Origin of the sequence: Methylocystis heyeri (assembly GCF_004802635.2) — a bacterium.
GTDB lineage: Bacteria > Pseudomonadota > Alphaproteobacteria > Rhizobiales > Beijerinckiaceae > Methylocystis > Methylocystis heyeri.
In genome coordinates this window covers 881,809-899,124 of the sequence record NZ_CP046052.1, presented here as the reverse complement: position 1 = coordinate 899,124, position 17,316 = coordinate 881,809, and the positions used below count along the sequence as shown (strand labels likewise).

Annotated in this window: 12 protein-coding genes; 10 read left to right on the top strand and 2 right to left on the bottom strand. The window is 62.2% G+C overall.

Translation table 11 applies throughout. The annotated features are described in order from the left end of the window. Positions 1-34: 34 nt before the first annotated feature. A complete protein-coding gene (locus tag H2LOC_RS03990) occupies positions 35-433 on the bottom strand; it encodes a hypothetical protein (RefSeq protein WP_136495204.1) in 399 nt (132 codons plus the stop codon). Between the two features lie 219 nt (positions 434-652). On the opposite strand from H2LOC_RS03990, the gene H2LOC_RS03985 reads away from it, so the two are divergent. The 4 genes from H2LOC_RS03985 to H2LOC_RS03970 all read left to right on the top strand — a co-directional run bounded on the left by H2LOC_RS03985 (position 653) and on the right by H2LOC_RS03970 (position 5,555). Next, positions 653-1,753: an AraC family transcriptional regulator gene (locus tag H2LOC_RS03985; protein WP_136495203.1), complete on the top strand. Its 1,101-nt coding sequence runs from the start codon at positions 653-655 to the stop codon at positions 1,751-1,753. A gap of 212 nt (positions 1,754-1,965) precedes the next feature. Beyond that, a complete protein-coding gene (locus tag H2LOC_RS03980; RefSeq protein WP_246206976.1) occupies positions 1,966-3,078 on the top strand; it encodes a beta-keto acid cleavage family enzyme in 1,113 nt (370 codons plus the stop codon). A 72-nt stretch (positions 3,079-3,150) separates the two neighbouring features. Continuing rightward, positions 3,151-3,873 carry a carboxymuconolactone decarboxylase family protein gene (locus H2LOC_RS21355; protein ID WP_162009690.1) on the top strand — a complete coding sequence of 241 codons (723 nt, stop codon included), beginning with the start codon at positions 3,151-3,153 and terminating at the stop codon, positions 3,871-3,873. A 356-nt stretch (positions 3,874-4,229) separates the two neighbouring features. Continuing rightward, positions 4,230-5,555, top strand: coding sequence for a DEAD/DEAH box helicase (locus H2LOC_RS03970; RefSeq protein ID WP_136495202.1), 1,326 nt, complete (start codon positions 4,230-4,232; stop codon positions 5,553-5,555). A 222-nt stretch (positions 5,556-5,777) separates the two neighbouring features. Here the strand turns inward: H2LOC_RS03970 and H2LOC_RS03965 are convergent, their stop codons facing one another. Beyond that, a complete protein-coding gene (locus H2LOC_RS03965; RefSeq protein WP_136495201.1) occupies positions 5,778-6,431 on the bottom strand; it encodes a TetR/AcrR family transcriptional regulator in 654 nt (217 codons plus the stop codon). A 237-nt stretch (positions 6,432-6,668) separates the two neighbouring features. Here H2LOC_RS03965 and H2LOC_RS03960 point away from each other — a divergent pair, with 237 nt between their 5' ends. The 6 genes from H2LOC_RS03960 to H2LOC_RS03935 all read left to right on the top strand — a co-directional run bounded on the left by H2LOC_RS03960 (position 6,669) and on the right by H2LOC_RS03935 (position 17,215). Continuing rightward, positions 6,669-8,348, top strand: coding sequence for an efflux transporter outer membrane subunit (locus H2LOC_RS03960; protein ID WP_136495200.1), 1,680 nt, complete (start codon positions 6,669-6,671; stop codon positions 8,346-8,348). Next, the gene (locus H2LOC_RS03955; protein ID WP_136495199.1) at positions 8,338-9,507 is read left to right on the top strand and encodes an efflux RND transporter periplasmic adaptor subunit; all 1,170 of its coding nucleotides are present in this window, start codon (positions 8,338-8,340) and stop codon (positions 9,505-9,507) included. Before H2LOC_RS03960 ends, H2LOC_RS03955 begins: the two co-directional genes overlap by 11 nt. Positions 9,508-9,521: 14 nt before the next feature. Then, positions 9,522-12,608, top strand: coding sequence for an efflux RND transporter permease subunit (locus H2LOC_RS03950; protein ID WP_136495198.1), 3,087 nt, complete (start codon positions 9,522-9,524; stop codon positions 12,606-12,608). 203 nt (positions 12,609-12,811) lie between these two features. Then, on the top strand, positions 12,812-14,434 hold the full coding sequence (locus H2LOC_RS03945; protein ID WP_136495197.1) for an ABC-F family ATP-binding cassette domain-containing protein: 1,623 nt from the start codon (positions 12,812-12,814) through the stop codon (positions 14,432-14,434). A 104-nt stretch (positions 14,435-14,538) separates the two neighbouring features. Then, positions 14,539-15,648 carry a YeiH family protein gene (locus H2LOC_RS03940; protein ID WP_136495196.1) on the top strand — a complete coding sequence of 370 codons (1,110 nt, stop codon included), beginning with the start codon at positions 14,539-14,541 and terminating at the stop codon, positions 15,646-15,648. A gap of 265 nt (positions 15,649-15,913) precedes the next feature. Further along, positions 15,914-17,215 (top strand): adenylate/guanylate cyclase domain-containing protein, encoded by a 1,302-nt coding sequence (locus H2LOC_RS03935; RefSeq protein ID WP_136495195.1) that lies wholly within the window; start codon positions 15,914-15,916, stop codon positions 17,213-17,215. Positions 17,216-17,316: the final 101 nt, after the last annotated feature.

The following is a 17,316-nucleotide window of genomic DNA, read 5'->3' as shown; positions in this document are numbered from 1 at the left end:
TATAAATGCTGTCAACTTATGTTGGGCTCTCGCCTCATCCCCGCACATAGGCCTTGATGGATAACACGCCTCCGACAATCAGAAAGACGACGCCGACCACGAACAGCGCGGCCTGCAACCCGGGAGACGAAGCGGCTCCGGCGACGATTCCGGTTAATTGCAAGGGGAACAACATGCGGATGAGGCCGACGATCACGCTGAGCCAGCCGATGAGGGTGATGAAGAGAGGCCAGCCGAAAGCCCAGCGATTATGGAAATAGACGATGGCGAGGCCCGGAACGAAGGCCGCATAGCCGGCGAGGACGATGAGCATCGGGCTCCTCGACAGCTCCTCGACGATGGCGGGCATGACGCCGAGATTGAGCAGCAACATCGCGGCGGTGGCCAGAAGCGTCGGACCGATCAATGCGGCGAGGATCTCGGAAGTCCGCATGGGATTGCCCTCCCCTTGCATGGATGTGGCGCCGGGAGGGAGCTTTTCCATACCCGCGCCGCCCACAATGCGCTTGGCCGCCCGCAAGGCTAGTGGGTTAGTTTGAATTTCCGCTCATCACTCAAAGCGGTCTTGGCGAAGCAAACCCATGGGGGATAAGGGCTTGATCATTGAAGTGCTTCCGATAGTCTCCGCTACAGGCGCAACCCGGACATTCCCATGCCAAGCGATGCGACAGCGCCCGAGGCGTTTCTCGACAAGCTGAATCGCACACTCGCGCTGTGCGACGCGCATTCAGGGACGGGCGCGGAAGGAGGGCTTCATCGGGTCGGCGTCGCTTGCTTCGCCCCGCAGGTGTTAACCGATCTGGGCGTTGACCCAAGCAGAACCGCGAAGGCCGCCGGCCTCGATCCTGACATCTTGTCCAACCCTGAAAACCTCATCTCCTTCGTTGAGCTCGGTCGCTACATGGAGAAGTGCGTCGAGCACAGCAATTGTTCCTATTTCGGTCTTCTCGTGGGCGAGAGAGGATCGCTCGCCGCGCTTGGACTGATGGGGCAGTTTATGAGGCATGCGCCGTCGCTCGGCGATGCACTTCAGGATCTGGCGACCCATCACATGAGATATATACGGGGCGCCACCGTCTTCCTTTATCGGACAAGAAGTGACGCGCGTTGGGGCTATGCCGTATATCAGCGAGGCGCGCCGGGACGCGAGCAGATATGCGCCGCCGCCATTGCCGTCGCGACGCGCATTGCGAAGGAACTCAATCCGTCCTGTGAGTTTGAAGTTCTGCTCTCGCAAGCGCCGCCGCAAACAGCGATGCAGCGCGCACAGTATGAGTGCCGGTTTGGCGCAAGGGTTCATTTCAACTCTGAATGCTCGGCCTTGGCCATTTCCCGGGAGGAATTAGCGTGGCCTATAGACGGCTCAGACCCCTCTGAACGCGAGCGCCTTTCTCTGCTGATTGAGGATTACTGGCTTAAAACTCCTCCAAATCTGTGCCATCTGGTCTTCCGCACCCTCGTGTCGATGGTTCCAAACTCAGATCTGTCACTTTCGCGGGTTTCACGGTGTCTATCGATGCATCCCCGGACGTTGGAGCGTCGTCTGGAGGAGGCAGGAACGAGTTTTCTGATTCTGCGAGAGGCGGCGCGCTACGAAATGGCGCGCCAACTCCTGATCGGGACGCATTTGCGCTTAGTCGATATCAGCGCTGCAATTGGCTATGCGGACCCGGCTGTCTTCAGCCGTTCTTTCCGCCGTTGGACGGGCGTCTCTCCAAAAAAATTCCGCTCCAAACAATTTGGAATTTCATAAACTTAAGTGGGACGACATATCCTGCGGCGATTCGGTGTCGTCAGAAGTCAAGATGTTTGGCCGAACATGAGTAATGTCAAAACGCGCGGCAAAGCGCCGATGCAGTTCAACGTAGAACGGGCGACTGCGACAAGGGCGACCATCTCGACCTCGATAAGAGGGCCCTGAGGTTGGATGCCGTCGCTTCTGCCCGGCGAACGACATGGGAGGCCATGATGTATTTTACGGACGATTCGCTCTTCCCCGAGAACATGCAGCCGACGATCATCACGGCGGCGCCCTACGGTCCCGAATGGCTCCCCGGCGACGTCGCCGACCTGCCCCTCACCTGGGACGAGCAGGTGCAGGCGGCGGTCGATTGCTACAACGCCGGCGCGACCATGCTGCACGTCCATGTGCGCGATCCCGAGTCCGGTCAGGGCTCGACCAACTTCGACCAATATAATTACCTGCTCGCACGTCTGCGTGAGGCTGTGCCGAAGATGATCCTTCAGGTCGGGGGCTCCATCTCCTTCGCCCCGCACACGGACCAAGCCAAAGCCAAATGGCTTGACTACGATACGCGTCACATGTTGACGGAGCTGAACCCGAAGCCGGATTGCGTCACAGTGACGACAGGCACGACGCTTTGGGACGTTACGCAGGCGTTCATTTCGGGCGATGTGGACGGCACCCATCTGGCGGATCCGAAGGTCGCCGCCGCATGGGCTGACATGGTTGTCGACTCGACCTCCAAATTCTATCTCGAGCATCTCAAACGGCTCAGCGCAAATAAAATCCAACCCTATTTCGTGCCGGGCCACGTCCACCAGCTCGAAATCATCGAGCGCCTGCTCCGCGCAGGCGTCTACAAGGGGCCTCTGAATTTGGCGCTTTGCGGCTACGGCGGCGGTTCGATGGGCCGCAATCCCTATGATTGGATGGAGATGCTGCGACGCGCCCCGCACGGCGCAAACGTGACCTTCTGGAGCAGTATGCGCGGCAATATCGCTATCCAGACGATGGCGACAATTCTCGGCGCACATGTTCGCGTCGGCATCGAAGACAATATCTGGGACATGAACAAGAAGCGCTGGCCGACGGTAAAACAAGTCGAGTGGGCCGTGCAGCAGAGCGAGCAGTTTGGCCGCAAGGTCGCGACGGCAGACGAAGCGCGCGCAATGATGAAAATCGGCGAATGGTATGACACAGTAGAAGAGACGCTGTTTAAGGTCGGTCTGCCGCCGAACCGACCCGAGGGTTACAAGGGTTTTGTGACCTATGATACCGACGGCCGCCTGACCAAGACTCTGGACGCACCCACGAGTTCGACGAGCGTGTTGTAAGGAGCGAGTGAGGCGCCCGACACAGCTGCGTGCGGGCGCCTCCTTTCTTGGAACGCGGAGAAGAGCATTCACATGACAGACAAGGAAGCCGGGCCCTGGGACGAGGCTCTCGCGCTCTTGCACGAATGGGACGCGCCATGGGCGGCGGCATGCGACGCCATGGCGACCAATTCTTGGAAGAGCGGCGCCCTTTCACAGAAGCTGGTCGAATTGGTCAGCCTCGCCATCAATGTCGCCTGCACCAATCTCAACGCCGACGGAACGCGTCGCCACATCCGGAACGCACTCGACGCAGGCGCGAATCGCGACGAAATCCTGTTCGTCTTCAAATGCGCAAGCGTGATGGCGATCCATTCCTGCAGCCTCGCCGCGCCAATCCTCCTAGAGGAGGCGGAGGCCGCTGGCGTGCAGCCCAAAGCTTCCACGCCTATCCCCACGCCGGCTTGCGACAAAATGAAGGCGCTGGGGCAATGGAATGAGGCCTGGGACCCGTTCCTCTCGCTCGATCCCGCATGGACGGATAAGTTCATGGCGACGGGCGCTGGTATCTATGGTAGCGGCGTGTTGCCGCCAAAAGAGGTCGAATTGTTGAGCGTCGCATTCGATGCGTCTTTCACGCATATGTTTGCGCCTGGAACGAGGCGGCACATCCACAATGCTCTGAAGGCGGGCGCGTCCATTGAGGAGATTTTCGCGGTTCTCGAGCTGTGCGTCGCCCAGGGCGTTCAGGCGATCAATCTGGGCGCACCTATCCTTGCTGAGGAGCTTGCAGCCCACGCGATTCGACGAGGCTAGGGATTGGTGAAGTAACAGACGGGCATCCTCGACGCGGAAGCGAGTGACGTGGCCGTAGCAGCTATGTCAGACGGTCCCCTCCTGGCGCAAAGCGGAATTTCAAACCGACCCACTACCCCCATAAGCTCCTCATTGACTTGAGCGAGCTCATGCTGTAGCCAGATTGCGCTGCGTCGCAGCATGAGGCGCTCCAGCCGCGTAGAGATCATCCCTCGTCCCTTTTCGACGACCGATCCGCTGTCGAGCCTTTCCATCCCGAGTTGACGGCCCGTTACGCGGGGCAAGTCTCCTTATTCCCGGATCGACTGGCTCGCCCTTTTCAAGGGCCGGCGAGCGACCGCTTTTTGAAAGACGACATGACGAAATTCTCCGATCTCGGCCTCGCCGAGACGCTCCTTCGCGCTCTCGATCGTGAAGGCTATGAAACGCCTACCTCTATTCAGGCCCAGTCGATCCCCCTGCTCCTCCAGGGCCGCGACCTTCTCGGCATCGCCCAGACCGGCACGGGAAAAACCGCCTCTTTCGCCCTGCCCATTCTCAACCGGCTGCTGGCCGACCGCCGCCGCCCGGCGCCCTTCACGGCCCGCGCTCTGGTGCTGGCGCCGACGCGCGAGCTTGCGGCGCAGATCGCCGACAGTTTCCGCGCCTATGGCCAGTTCATGCGCCCGAGCGTCGGCGTCATCGTCGGGGGCGTCTCGCACCGTCCGCAGGTGGACATGCTCGCTCGCGGCCTCGATGTACTGGTCGCCACGCCCGGCCGCCTGCTCGACCACATCGCCTCGGGCCGCTTCAAGCCGGCGGCGATCGAGGCTTTCGTGCTCGATGAAGCCGACCACATGCTGGACCTCGGCTTTATCGTCCCGATCCGCCAGATCGTCTCCAAGCTGCCCAAGCAGCGGCAAACCCTGCTGTTCTCCGCCACCATGCCCAAGGAGATCGCCGGCCTCGCTCAGGATATGCTGAACGACCCCGCCCAGGTTTCGGTCACGCCTGCGGCGACCACCGCCGAGCGCGTGGATCAGCATGTGTTTCTCATCGACGGCGGAGCCAAGCGCAACCTGCTGGTCGAGCTGATGAACGACGCCGAGGTGTCGCGCGCCATCGTCTTCACCCGGACCAAGCGGGGCGCGGATCGCGTCGCGCAGCATCTGGAGGCCGCCGGCGTCGGCGCCGAGGCGATCCACGGCAACAAGAGCCAGAACCAGCGCATCCGCGCGCTCGACGGCTTCCGCAGCGGCCGCACCCGCGTTCTGGTCGCGACCGATATCGCCGCGCGCGGCATCGACGTGGACGGCGTGAGCCATGTCGTGAATTTCGAGCTGCCGGAGGTTCCGGAGGCTTATGTCCATCGCATCGGCCGCACCGCGCGCGCCGGCGCCACCGGCCGCGCCATCTCGCTGTGCGACAACAGCGAACGCCCCTTGCTGCGCCAGATCGAAAAACTGACGCGCCAGGCGCTGCCGTTCACCGATCGCCGCAGCGAGGAAGGCCGCGCCGAGGAAGCGAGACCCGAGCGCCGCACCCCCAGAGGCGGGGCCCCGAAGGGCGACGTCGGCGCCCGTAACGGCCAGCAGCCGCCGCGCCGGGATGGACAGCATCGCGACGCCCCGCGCTCCAGAGGCGCGCGACCGCAGCAGTCGAGCAACGGCTCCCGCAGGCAGCGCCCCGCCTACGGCGCCTGATCGGCGCCGTTATACGACCTCCGGCTGATCGGTTCGCATCATCGCGAGCCGTTCGGCGGAAGCCTTAAGTCTTTTCATGTTTCCCGGAAACATGAAAAGACTCTAAGTTTTTGTTTTGACGCGTTTCCCGCGCCTAACCGGCATCCACTTCGGCTGGAAACGCTCTAAACCCGACGCGCTCTATGCGAGCCGGGCGCATGTCGGCAGACTCTCGGGGATGCGCTACGGACTCCTTGAGGGGCCGGGCGCCGGCCGAAAAGCCCTCAGGAAGGTCGAAACGCCGGCCTTCATCACTCTCTGAGCCTCGTCCTCGTTCGGGAGGTCGAGGCCCAGGGCGACGCGAACCGGCAGATCGCACAAGACGAGATTGAGGAACTGGTTGGCGGCGAGATGGGCGTCGGCGAACGACAGCTCCCCCTTTTCCTTGCACTCCTGAAGAAAAGCCGCAACGAAATCGACCGCCTGCTTCTGCCCGGTGTTGAAAAACAGCCGGCAGAGTTCGGGGAATCGCGCCCTTTCGCTCGAGACGGTCTGGAAGAAGGTCGTTTCGTTCTTGGTCAGGAAATGGGCGACGAATTTCATGCCGAGAGCGCCCAGCGCCGCCTCGACGCCGCCGTCTAGCGACGGAGGCGTGAACAGCGCGCGCTTCATCTCGCACTCGTTCTCGATCAGATAGCTGAACAGGGCTTCCTTGCTGGGGAAATAGGCATAGAGCGTCGCCTTCGACACATTGGCGGCGCGCGCAATGGCCTCCATGCTGGTTTTCGCAAAGCCCTGCCTGAGAAACTCGTCTCGCGCCGCGTTGACGACCTGGGACTCCTTGCGTCCCCCACAATACTCCGGCGCGTTCGCCGGCTCGAGAGTCGACTCCTTCATGTTCGGCCCGGTCCCATCGACGATTTTCCCACTCCCCGTCTGGCGTCTTAGCGTTCCATCGCCGCGCGGGGCGACGCTCGCGTAATCTATAGGTCCTGTTCGGTCGGATTGCATTCCATAATCGGCTGACATAGCGTCCAACTGAACTGCACGGTTCAGTTTAGCATTGACTTCGCGCTTTTGCATCAGCATATTCGCTCGAACTAAACCGTTCGGTTCACTTAACGGATGGAGTCTATGGCGCGCTTTTTTTCATGCAGCCCCGCCGCTTTGCGGCCGCGCGCCCGCTCGGGCCGAAGGCGAGCGAGCCGAATCGGCCTGCCGCCGAAGACCGGCTCTGCGCGGTCGAGGCGTCTGGTCGAGATCGTTCTGGCGGGCGCCGTCGCCGCTTCCCTCGAGGGATGCGCGGTCGGGCCCGATTTCATCGAGCCTCCCTCGCCGGCGGACGCCGGCTACACCCGCACTGCGACGAAGAACATTCCGGCGTCTTCAGCCCCGGGCGGAGCGGGCCAGAAGATCGAATCGGGCCGGGACGTTCCCGGCGAATGGTGGAAGCTGTTTCACTCCAGGCAGATTTCGGCCCTCGTCGAAGAGGCCGTGCGCAATCACCCCAGCATCGCTTCGGCCGAGGCGGCCTTGCGCCAGGCGCGCGAGACGCTGGAGTCGGACGCCGCCTCCTTCCTGCCCTCGGCGATAGCGACCAACTCCGTCACCCGCCAGCAGCTCTCGCCGGCGCAATACGGCTCCTCGTCCACGTCGAGCTCCTCGGGCTTCTCGACGCTCTATACGCTGTTCAACTCGAATGTTGCGGTGTCCTATACGCCCGATGTTTTCGGCAAGACGGCGCGCACCGTCGAGGGCGACGCAGCCTCGGTGGAATATCAGCGCCAGCAGCTCGAGGCGGCCTGGCTCTCCCTCACGGCCAATGTGGTTTCGGCCGCCATCTCCGACGCGTCCTACGCCGAGCAGATCAAGGCCACCAAAGGGCTGGTCTCGGATTACCGCGCTCAGCTCGACATTTTGCAGAAACGGTTCGAACTCGGCGCCGTCAGCCTCGCCGACGTCGATTCCGAGCGCACTCTGCTGGCCCAGGCTGAGGCGACGCTGCCGCCGCTGGAAAAGGCGCGCGCGCAAACGCGCAACCAGCTCATGGCCTATCTCGGCCGCTTCCCCAACGGCGATAAGGGCGAGGCCGTCGAACTCGAAAAATTGCGCCTTCCCGGCGAGTTGCCGCTCAGCCTGCCGTCGAATCTGGTGCGCCAGCGTCCCGACATCGTGGCCGCGGAGAGCCAGCTGTGGCGGGCGAGCGCCAATATCGGCGTCGCCACCGCGAATATGCTGCCGCAGCTGACGCTTTCCGCCTCGGGCGGCAGCCAGGCCCTGACGCTCGGGCAGCTCTTTGGGCCCCAAACCATGGCTTACAGCCTCGGAGCTTCCGTCGCCGGGCAGGCCTTCGATGGCGGTGGCCTCTATCACAAGCGCGAGGCCAATGTCGCCGCCTTCGAGCAGGCGAAAGCCCAGTATCAGTCCACGGTTCTCTCAGCGTTCCAGAACGTCGGCGACGCGCTCGTGGCCATCAAGCATGACGCCGCCACGCTACGCGCCCAGGCGACGGCCGAAAAAGCGGCGGCCGAAAGCTTCCAGATCGCGCAGATCCAGTATCGCGCCGGTTCGACCACCTACCCGACCGTCATCAATGCGGAGCAAAGTCTGCTCAACGCCCGCCTCAACCGCGTGAAGGCGCAGGCGGCCCGTTATTCCGACACGGTAGCGCTGATGCAGTCCCTCGGCGGCGGCTGGTGGAATCGCGACGACGAAACCCCGGCCTCTCTGCCCAAGCCCAACGACCTCATCTCCATGTCGCCTATCGCCGCCGGAATACGCGCGCAGGCGGAGGAATCAGCCCATGCACAATAAGACGACGATTTCGAAGGGCCGTTTCAAACTTCCGCAAAAGCCCATGCTGATCATGCTGGCGAGCGTCGGCGTAGTGTTCGGCGGCCTCTACGGCTTCAACGCCTTCCGTTCGATCATGATCGGGCGGTTCCTCGCCTCCATGGCCAACCCGCCGCAGACCGTCTCGGTCACGACCGCCAAGGTTTCGGAATGGACCCCGACGCTTCAGGCGATCGGCACTTTTCGGGCCGTAAGCGGCGCCGACCTCGCGCTCGAAGCCTCGGGCGTCGTCGAAAAGATCCTGTTTCAATCCGGCGAGGACGTCGCGGAGGGACAGGTTCTTCTGGAGCTGAGGAAGGACACCGACAAATCGCGCCTCGAGTCGCTCAAGGCGACGGCGGAGCTCAATGAAATCAACCTGCGTCGCGATCAGGCGCAGTTGAAGCTGAAGGCCGTCGCGCAGGCGACCGTCGACTCCGATTCCGCCAATCTCAAGAGCGCCAGGGCCGAAGTCGCGCAGCAGGAGGCCGTGATCGCGCAAAAAACCCTGCGCGCGCCCTTCGCCGGTCGGCTCGGCATCCGCTCGGCGGACCTCGGCCAATATCTGAGCGCGGGCACGGTGGTCGTGACGCTTCAGTCGCTGGATACGCTTTATCTCGACTTCGTCCTGCCCCAGCAGAATCTCAACGGGCTCAGCGTCGGGCAGAGCGTCACCGCCGCCGTGGACGCCTTCCCCGACCAGAGCTTCGTCGGCAAGATCACCGCGATCAACTCCAAGGTCGATCAGGCGAGCCGGAACGTCCAGGTTCGCGCCGCCTTCGCCAATCCCGACCGCAAGCTGAGGCCGGGCATGTTCGCCGCGGTCACGATCGCCGTCGGCAAACCCGAGCTGCTCGTCACCGTGCCGCAGACGGCGATTGTCCACGCCCCCTATGGCGCCTCGGTGTTCCTTGCGCAAAAGCCGGCCGACGCCAAGGAGGGCGCCGGTCTCGTCGCCCGGCAGACTTTCATACAGCTCGGCCTGACCCGGGGCGACGAAGTCGCCGTGCAAAAGGGACTGAAAGCCGGCGACGTCGTCGTCACCGCAGGCCAGGTGAAGCTGCGCAACGGCGTGCCTCTCAAGATCAGCGACGCCCCGCAGCCTCCCGTCGAACCCGCCCCCAGGCCCGTGGATCAATAAGGGAAGAGCAAACCATGTCCTTCACTGACATTTTCGTTCGCCGCCCCGTCCTCGCCACCGTGGTCAGCCTGCTTATTCTGGTGCTCGGGCTGCGCTCGCTGTCCGTTCTGCCGGTGCTGCAATATCCGCGCACACAGAACGCCGTCGTCACCATCACGACGCAATATTTCGGCGCCGACCCTGCAACGGTGGCGGGCTTCGTCACGACCCCGCTCGAGAACGTCATCGCTCAGGCCGACGGCATCGATTACATGACCTCCACGAGCCAGATCGGCACGAGCACCATCACCGCAAATCTGCGGCTCAACTTCGACTCGGGCAAGGCGCTGACACAAATCAGCACCAAGATCGACTCGGTTCTCAACCAGCTGCCGTCAGGCGTCCAGCGCCCCGTCATCACCGTCAAGATCGGACAGACGACGGACGCCATGTATATCGGCTTCAACAGCGATATCCTGTCGCCGAGCCAGGTCACCGATTATCTGATCCGCGTGGTGCAGCCGCGCCTGCAGGCCGTCCCCGGCGTGCAGACCGCCGAGCTCATCGGCGGCAAGACTTTCGCGCTGCGCGCGTGGCTGGACCCCGAAAAGCTCGCCGCCTACGGCCTGACCGCCGCCGAGATATCCGCAGCGCTCTCCGGCAACGACTATATCGCCGGCCTCGGCGCCACCAAGGGAGAGATGGTTCAGGTCAATCTGTCCGCATCGACTTCGCTGCATTCGCTGGAAGAATTCCGCAATCTGGTGGTCAAGCAGGTCAATGGCGCGAATGTCAAACTCAAAGACGTGGCCAATGTGACCCTGGGATCGGACGATTACGATTCCTCCGTGGCCTTCAACGGCAAGCAGGCGGTCTACATCGGAATCCAGATCGCGCCGACCGCCAATCTCCTCGACGTCATCAAAGCCGTGAAGGAGGTCTATCCGGAGATCGCCAAGGCTCTGCCCGAGGGGCTCTCGAGCGAGATCGTCTACGACTCGACCGACTTCGTGAACAGCGCCATCGACGAGGTGATTCATACGCTCATCGAGGCGGTCCTGATCGTGACCGCGGTGGTTTTCCTCTTCCTCGGATCATGGCGGTCCGTGCTGATTCCAGTCGTGGCGATTCCGCTTTCGCTGATCGGGACCTTCACCATACTGCTCGCCCTGGGCTTCTCGATCAATCTGCTCACGCTGCTCGCGCTCGTGCTCGCGATCGGCCTCGTGGTGGACGACGCCATCATCGTCGTCGAAAACGTCAACCGCCATCTCGCCGAAGGCCTCACGCCCTTCGAGGCGGCGCTGAAATCGGCGCGCGAACTCACCGGCCCGATCATCGCCATGACGATCGTGCTGATCGCGGTCTATGTTCCGATCGGCTTCCAGAGCGGCCTCACCGGGGCGTTGTTCGTCGAATTCGCCTTTACGCTGGCGGGGGCGGTCACGGTTTCCGCCATCGTCGCCCTGACGCTGTCGCCGGTGAGCTGCTCGATGATCCTCAGGGCGCCCCAACCCGGCGTGCATACGCTGGAGACCCGGATCGTCGAAGCCATCGACGCGACGATGGACCGGGTGCGCGAACGCTATCGGCGGCTCCTCGACGCCTCGCTGCGCAATATGTCTGTGTCGCTCACCTTCGGCGCGCTCGTGCTGCTCAGCACCTATTGGCTTTACTCCAGCTCGAAGAGCGAGCTCGCGCCCAACGAAGACCAGGGCCTCGTTCTGACGCAGTCGACCCCTGCCCCCAATGCGACGCTGAAGCAGAAGCTGTTCTATGGGAATCAGGAATACAGGATCATCGCCAAGCATCCCGAAACCGCGAGCGTGTTCCAGATCAATTCTCCGGCCATGAATCTTTCGGGAATGGTTCTCAAGCCGGCGGACAAGCGCAAGACCGGCGCGGAGGAACTTCAGCACATCATCCAGGGCGAGCTGGCCGAAATCCCGGGCCTGCGCATCGTCGCCTTCCAGCAACCGCCGCTGCCTGGAGCGATGGGGCTTCCCATCCAGTTCGTCGTCCAGAGCTCGGACTCCTTCGACAAGATGAACGACGTCTCGCGCGATCTGCTCGCCCAGGCGATGGCGTCCGGCAAGTTCATGTTCCTCGATACCGATCTCAAAATCGACCAGCCCCAGGAGACGCTCGACATCGACCGCGAGAAGGCCGCCCAGCTCGGTCTGAGGATGAACGACTTCGGCGGCGCCCTGACCATGGCGCTGAGCGGCGGCTATACGCAATATTTCGATCTCGACGGCCGCTCCTACAAAGTGGTGCCCCAGGTGGCGCAGCGCTTCCGGCTCAACGCCGACCAGATCCTGAACTATTACATCAAGACCGGCGACGGCTCCTCGGTGCCGCTCTCCACCATCGGCAAGCTGCGCTCGACCACGGAGCCGGAATCGCTCAATCATTTCCAGCAGGCCAACTCCGTCACCATCTCGGGCGTAGCCGCGCCGGGCATCATCGTCGGGGAAGCGCTCGAAACGCTGAGGCAGATCGCCAGCCGCACGCTGCCGCCCGGATACACGATCGACTACGGCGGGCCTTCGCGCCAGTTCGTGCAGGAATCGACCGGCTTCGCCACCACTTTCGGTTTCGCGCTGATCATCATCTTCCTTGCGCTCGCGGCGCAGTTCGAGAGCTATCGCGATCCGCTGATCATCCTGGTCTCGGTTCCGATGTCGATCGCCGGCGCGCTCGTCTTCATCATGCTCGGTTTCGGCGGCGCCAGCATCAACATCTACACCCAGGTCGGCCTCGTGACCCTCATGGGGCTCATCAGCAAACACGGCATTCTCATCGTCGAATTCGCAAACGAGCTTCAGCTTTCCGGCATGGGGCGCCGGGAAGCGATCATGGAAGCGGCCTCGATCCGGCTGCGCCCGATTCTGATGACGACCGCGGCCATGGTGCTGGGCGTGCTGCCTCTGCTGATGGCGACGGGCGCAGGCGCAGCTTCGCGCTTCAACATCGGGCTCGTGATCGCCTCCGGCCTGTCGCTGGGAACGGCCTTCACCCTGTTCGTCCTGCCTGCGGTCTATCTCGCGCTCGCCGCCAAGCATACGGGCCATGCGACAAACGCCCACGGGAAGGAAGCCGCCCATCTCGTCGAGGCGTGAGCAATCAGCCGGGCCCGGCCGCAAGAGGCGGACCGGACCCGGCTTCAGGCCTGAATGTAGGCGCTGCTGTTACCTAGACGCGCAACATGCCTGGAAAGAGCGTCGCGCTTCCCCAGAAGAATCTCCCCCCAAGCCTCAATTATCTCTCGCGCCGGACCGGTCCCGTGGCATAAGGGCGGCGAATCCCACAGCATCCGGTCCCCATGATCCGTCTTGAAAACATCAGCAAGCAGAGCGGCGAGCGCCTCCTCTTCATCGAGGCGTCGGCCTCTCTCCTAAAGGGCGAGAAAATCGGCCTCGTCGGCCCCAACGGCGCCGGAAAATCCAGCCTGTTCCGCATGATCACGGGCCAGGACGCGCCTGACGAGGGTCAGGTGGCGATCGACCGGGGCGTGACCATCGGCTATTTCGATCAGGACGTCGGAGAAATGTCCGGGCGCAGCGCGGTCGCCGAAGTGATGAACGGCGCCGGACCGGTCAGCGCCATTGCAGCCGAGTTGCGGGACCTCGAAGCCGCGATGTCGGACCCGGACCGCCTCGACGAAATGGACTCCATCATCGAGCGCTATGGCGAGGTCCAGGCCCGTTTCGAGGAACTCGACGGATATGCGCTCGAAGGCCGCGCGCGGGAGGTCCTCGCCGGCCTCAACTTCGCCCAGGAGATGATGGACGGCGACGTGGGCAAGCTCTCGGGCGGCTGGAAGATGCGCGTCGCCCTGGCCCGCATCCTGCTGATGCGCCCCGACGCCATGCTGCTCGACGAGCCCAGCAACCATCTCGACCTCGAAAGCCTGATCTGGCTCGAGCAGTTCCTCAAGGGCTATGACGGTGCGCTGCTCATGACCTCGCACGACCGCGAGTTCATGAACCGGGTCGTCGACAAGATCATCGAGATCGACGGCGGCTCGCTCACGACCTATTCCGGCGATTACGAGTTCTACGCCCAGCAGCGCGAACTCAACGAGAAGCAGCAGCAGGCCCAGTTCGAACGCCAGCAGGCGATGCTGGCCAAGGAGATCAAATTCATCGAACGGTTCAAGGCCCGCGCCTCCCATGCGGCGCAGGTGCAGAGCCGGGTCAAGAAACTCGAAAAGATCGACCGCGTGGAACCGCCGCGGCGGCGCCAGACCGTTCTGTTCGATTTTCCGCCGGCGCCGCGCTCCGGCGACGACGTGATCACGCTGAAAAACGTGGCCAAGCGCTACGGCGACAGGGTGATCTACGAGGATTTCGACTTCGCCGTCCGGCGCAAGGAGCGCTGGTGCGTCATGGGCGTCAACGGCGCCGGCAAATCCACCCTGCTCAAACTCGCGGCGGGCGCCAGCGCGCCGGACGAGGGCGCGGTCACGATCGGCGCGAGCGTGAAGATGGGCTATTTCGCCCAGCATGCGATGGAGTTGCTCGACGGCGACCGCACGGTGTTCCAGGCGCTCGAAGACGCTTTTCCCCAGGCTGGGCAAGGCTCGCTGCGCACGCTCGCGGGCTGTTTCGGCTTTTCTGGCAACGACGTCGAAAAGAAATGTCGCGTGCTGTCGGGCGGCGAGAAGGCGCGTCTCGTCATGGCGAAAATGCTGTTCGATCCGCCGAATTTGCTGGTGCTCGACGAGCCGACCAACCATCTCGACATGGCGACCAAGGAAATGCTGATCCTCGCGCTGGCCCAATATGAGGGCACGATGCTTTTCGTCTCGCACGACAGGCATTTTCTGGCGGCGCTCTCCAATCGCGTCCTGGAGCTGACCCCTGAAGGCGTCCATCGCTACGCCGGCGGCTACACCGAATATGTCGCCCGCACCGGCCAGGAGGCGCCCGGCCTGCACAGCTGAGGAGCGTTTACGTCGGCGTCATATAAGATACTTATATTCCGGCGGTTCCGCCGAGGCGCTCGCTTGAGCTCCCAGGGCGGCGCGCCGGACGAGGAAAAATCGACATGAGTTCGGATCTCGACACCGACGTCTCTGCAGCTCACGCGATGTTCCAGTCCTACGACGGGATGGAGGGTCTGGCCGAGCATCCTGCGAGCGCGGCGGCGTCCGAGTCCGGCCCGGAGAGCTGGCGCGCATTTTTCCTTCGGGTCTACCCCGGCCTGCTCGTGTCGGCCACGATCGCGCTGGCGGCGACATGGCTTTCCCAGCAATACAAATCTCCGGTGATGCTGTTCGCGCTTCTTTTCGGGATGACCTTTCACTTCCTGCATGAAGAGGGGCGTTGCATCGCCGGCATCGAGTTTTCCTCCAAGGCGGTTCTGCGCTTCGGCGTCGCATTGCTCGGCGCGCGGATAACAGCCGGCCAGATCATGCAGCTTGGCGCTGCGCCGATCGCGACCGTCCTGTTTGGGCTGGCCACCACCATCGCACTCGGCGCTCTTGCTGCGGGAAGCCTCAGGCTCGGCCGATCCTTTGGCGTGCTGTCCGGCGGCGCAGTAGGCATCTGCGGCGCGTCGGCGGCGCTCGCGATCGCTTCCGTCCTTCCGCGATCGCCCGAAAGCGAACGGGACACCATATTGACCGTCGTGACGGTGACGGTCCTCTCCACGCTCGCCATGATCACCTACCCGCTGCTCGCCACCGCCCTCGGCCTCGATCACGTCCATGCCGGTATCTTTCTCGGCGCGACCATCCACGACGTCGCGCAGGTCGTCGGAGCGGGCTATTCCATCTCGCCGGAGACGGGCGATGTGGCCACCTATGTCAAGCTGCTTCGCGTCACCATGCTGCTTCCGGTGGTTTTCTCGATCGCATTCTTCGTAAATCGGGGAAAGAAAGGCAACGCGGCCGGCGCCAAAGCGACTCTCCCGCTGTTTTTGGTCGGCTTCGCCTTGCTCGTCGCGCTCAACAGCGCCGGCTACCTGCCCAAGATGGCGATTGACGCCGCCAACGACGTGTCCCGCTGGTGCCTCGTGACCGCAATCGCCGCGCTGGGCATGAAAACTTCATTCAAGGATCTGGCGGCGGTGGGGTGGAAACCGATCGCTCTGATGCTCCTGGAAACAGTCTGGATCGCGGCTGTCACCGCCGTCGCCGTGACGATGGTTTATTGACGCGCAAATACCGGCGAGCGCGCTTCCAACGTCATTGGATGAACAGTTCTTTCATGACAGCTGCTTCGCGCGCTTTGGGAGCTCGCCTTGGCGAGATTTCGCGCCGCTCCAGTTAAGTCCTCTTGAATCGAGCTATTGAATGCATTGCTATCCCAAATGGCCTCTCGGCTGTTGAAGAGGCGTTTTAATGGGGGGTTAGCGGAACATATCCGGGTAAGCTGTGGACGGCCAGTCTTCCAATGATTTGTCAGAAGGGAACGAGGCGATGAACGATCTCGTTAATTTAATTACTTCTTTCGGCGCTGTAGGAACGGCGGTGGCGATTGCGGCGGTTCCGGTGGTCTCCGGCGCTGCAGTCTACGTTACAAGGATGGGGTCGCAGGCCAAAATCGACTCGCTGGAAAGCGAAGTCGATAAACTGAAGCAGAATAGCGACGATGATAAGATAAAAGCTCAGCAGAAATACGACGAATTATTAGAGCGCTATACAGAAATGCTGAGAAGCGGCGCGCTGATAGAGACGCAGATCAACAAGATCAAGAGTGAAATCGCCGATGTTGCGGCCCGGCTCGATGCAAGCGATTATTCCGTGCTTGTCCCCGCGGCAAGCACTGATCTGGGGGCCAGTCCAGATCATTTGGTTTTTCTTTGCGCGAGCGGTCCACAGTGGGCCAGGCTGAAATATATCAGCGTGCCGATAAACACGAGCCTCTCGGGCGAAGTTTTTTCGACCGGAACGGCGACCATAGCCGCTCCCACATTGCCGACGACCTTTGCGAACCGCACCGACAAGATCATCGATTACAAGACGAACCAGACGCTGTCGGTTTGCCTGAAATACAGGAATCAGAGCGTCGGCGTCGCCCAGTTTCTCAACAAGCGGTCCGGGCGGTTCGATTCCGCCGACGCGGAGATGGCGCAAGCACTTTGCGCTCCGCTCGCAATCCGGGTGGCTGACTTCGTCTCCGACCCGAAAGCGATGATCGAACTGGGATATGCGCCTCAGAAAGACAAGCTCCACATAACGGCCATGTTCGTCGACTTGAGCAATTTCGCTCACCTCTTCAATACGATAGACGCTGGAATCATTACGAGATTGCTCAATGAGTATTTCCAGGAGATCTGCACGATCGCGTTGAGTCACAACGCCGTGGTCGATCAATACATAGGGGACGGAATATTCTTTGTATTCGGGCTCGGGCAACGCCAACAGCAACAGCAACACCTCACTGAAGCGATGAAGGCCGCGGCGGAAATGCGCGACGCCTTCGAAAATCTCAAGAGGCGCTGGGTTACGCTCGGCTACAACGGAACTGAAGCGTTGTTCATTCGCCTTGGCCTGTCCTGCGGAGTTGTTTCTCGAGCTGAAATAGGCCACATGCAGTTTCGTCGCCTGACGGTCATCGGCTCGTCCGTGAATATTGCCTCGCACGTCTGCCAGGCGGCGCCGCGCGATCGCAACACAATCTGCTTTAGCCAGGAAATGCTCGACGCCCTTGACGATCTGCAAAAGCCGAAGGTCGTTCCGATAAACACTTCGGTCGCAACCATCTTCGAACTTCCATAGCCCGGCCAGAGCCGGTCGTAAAAACTTTCGCGGAAGTGGCGAGACTATTGCAGCGGTCTCATATCCTGGGGCGAAGCCCGGAGCGTCGCCGAGGCGCTGCG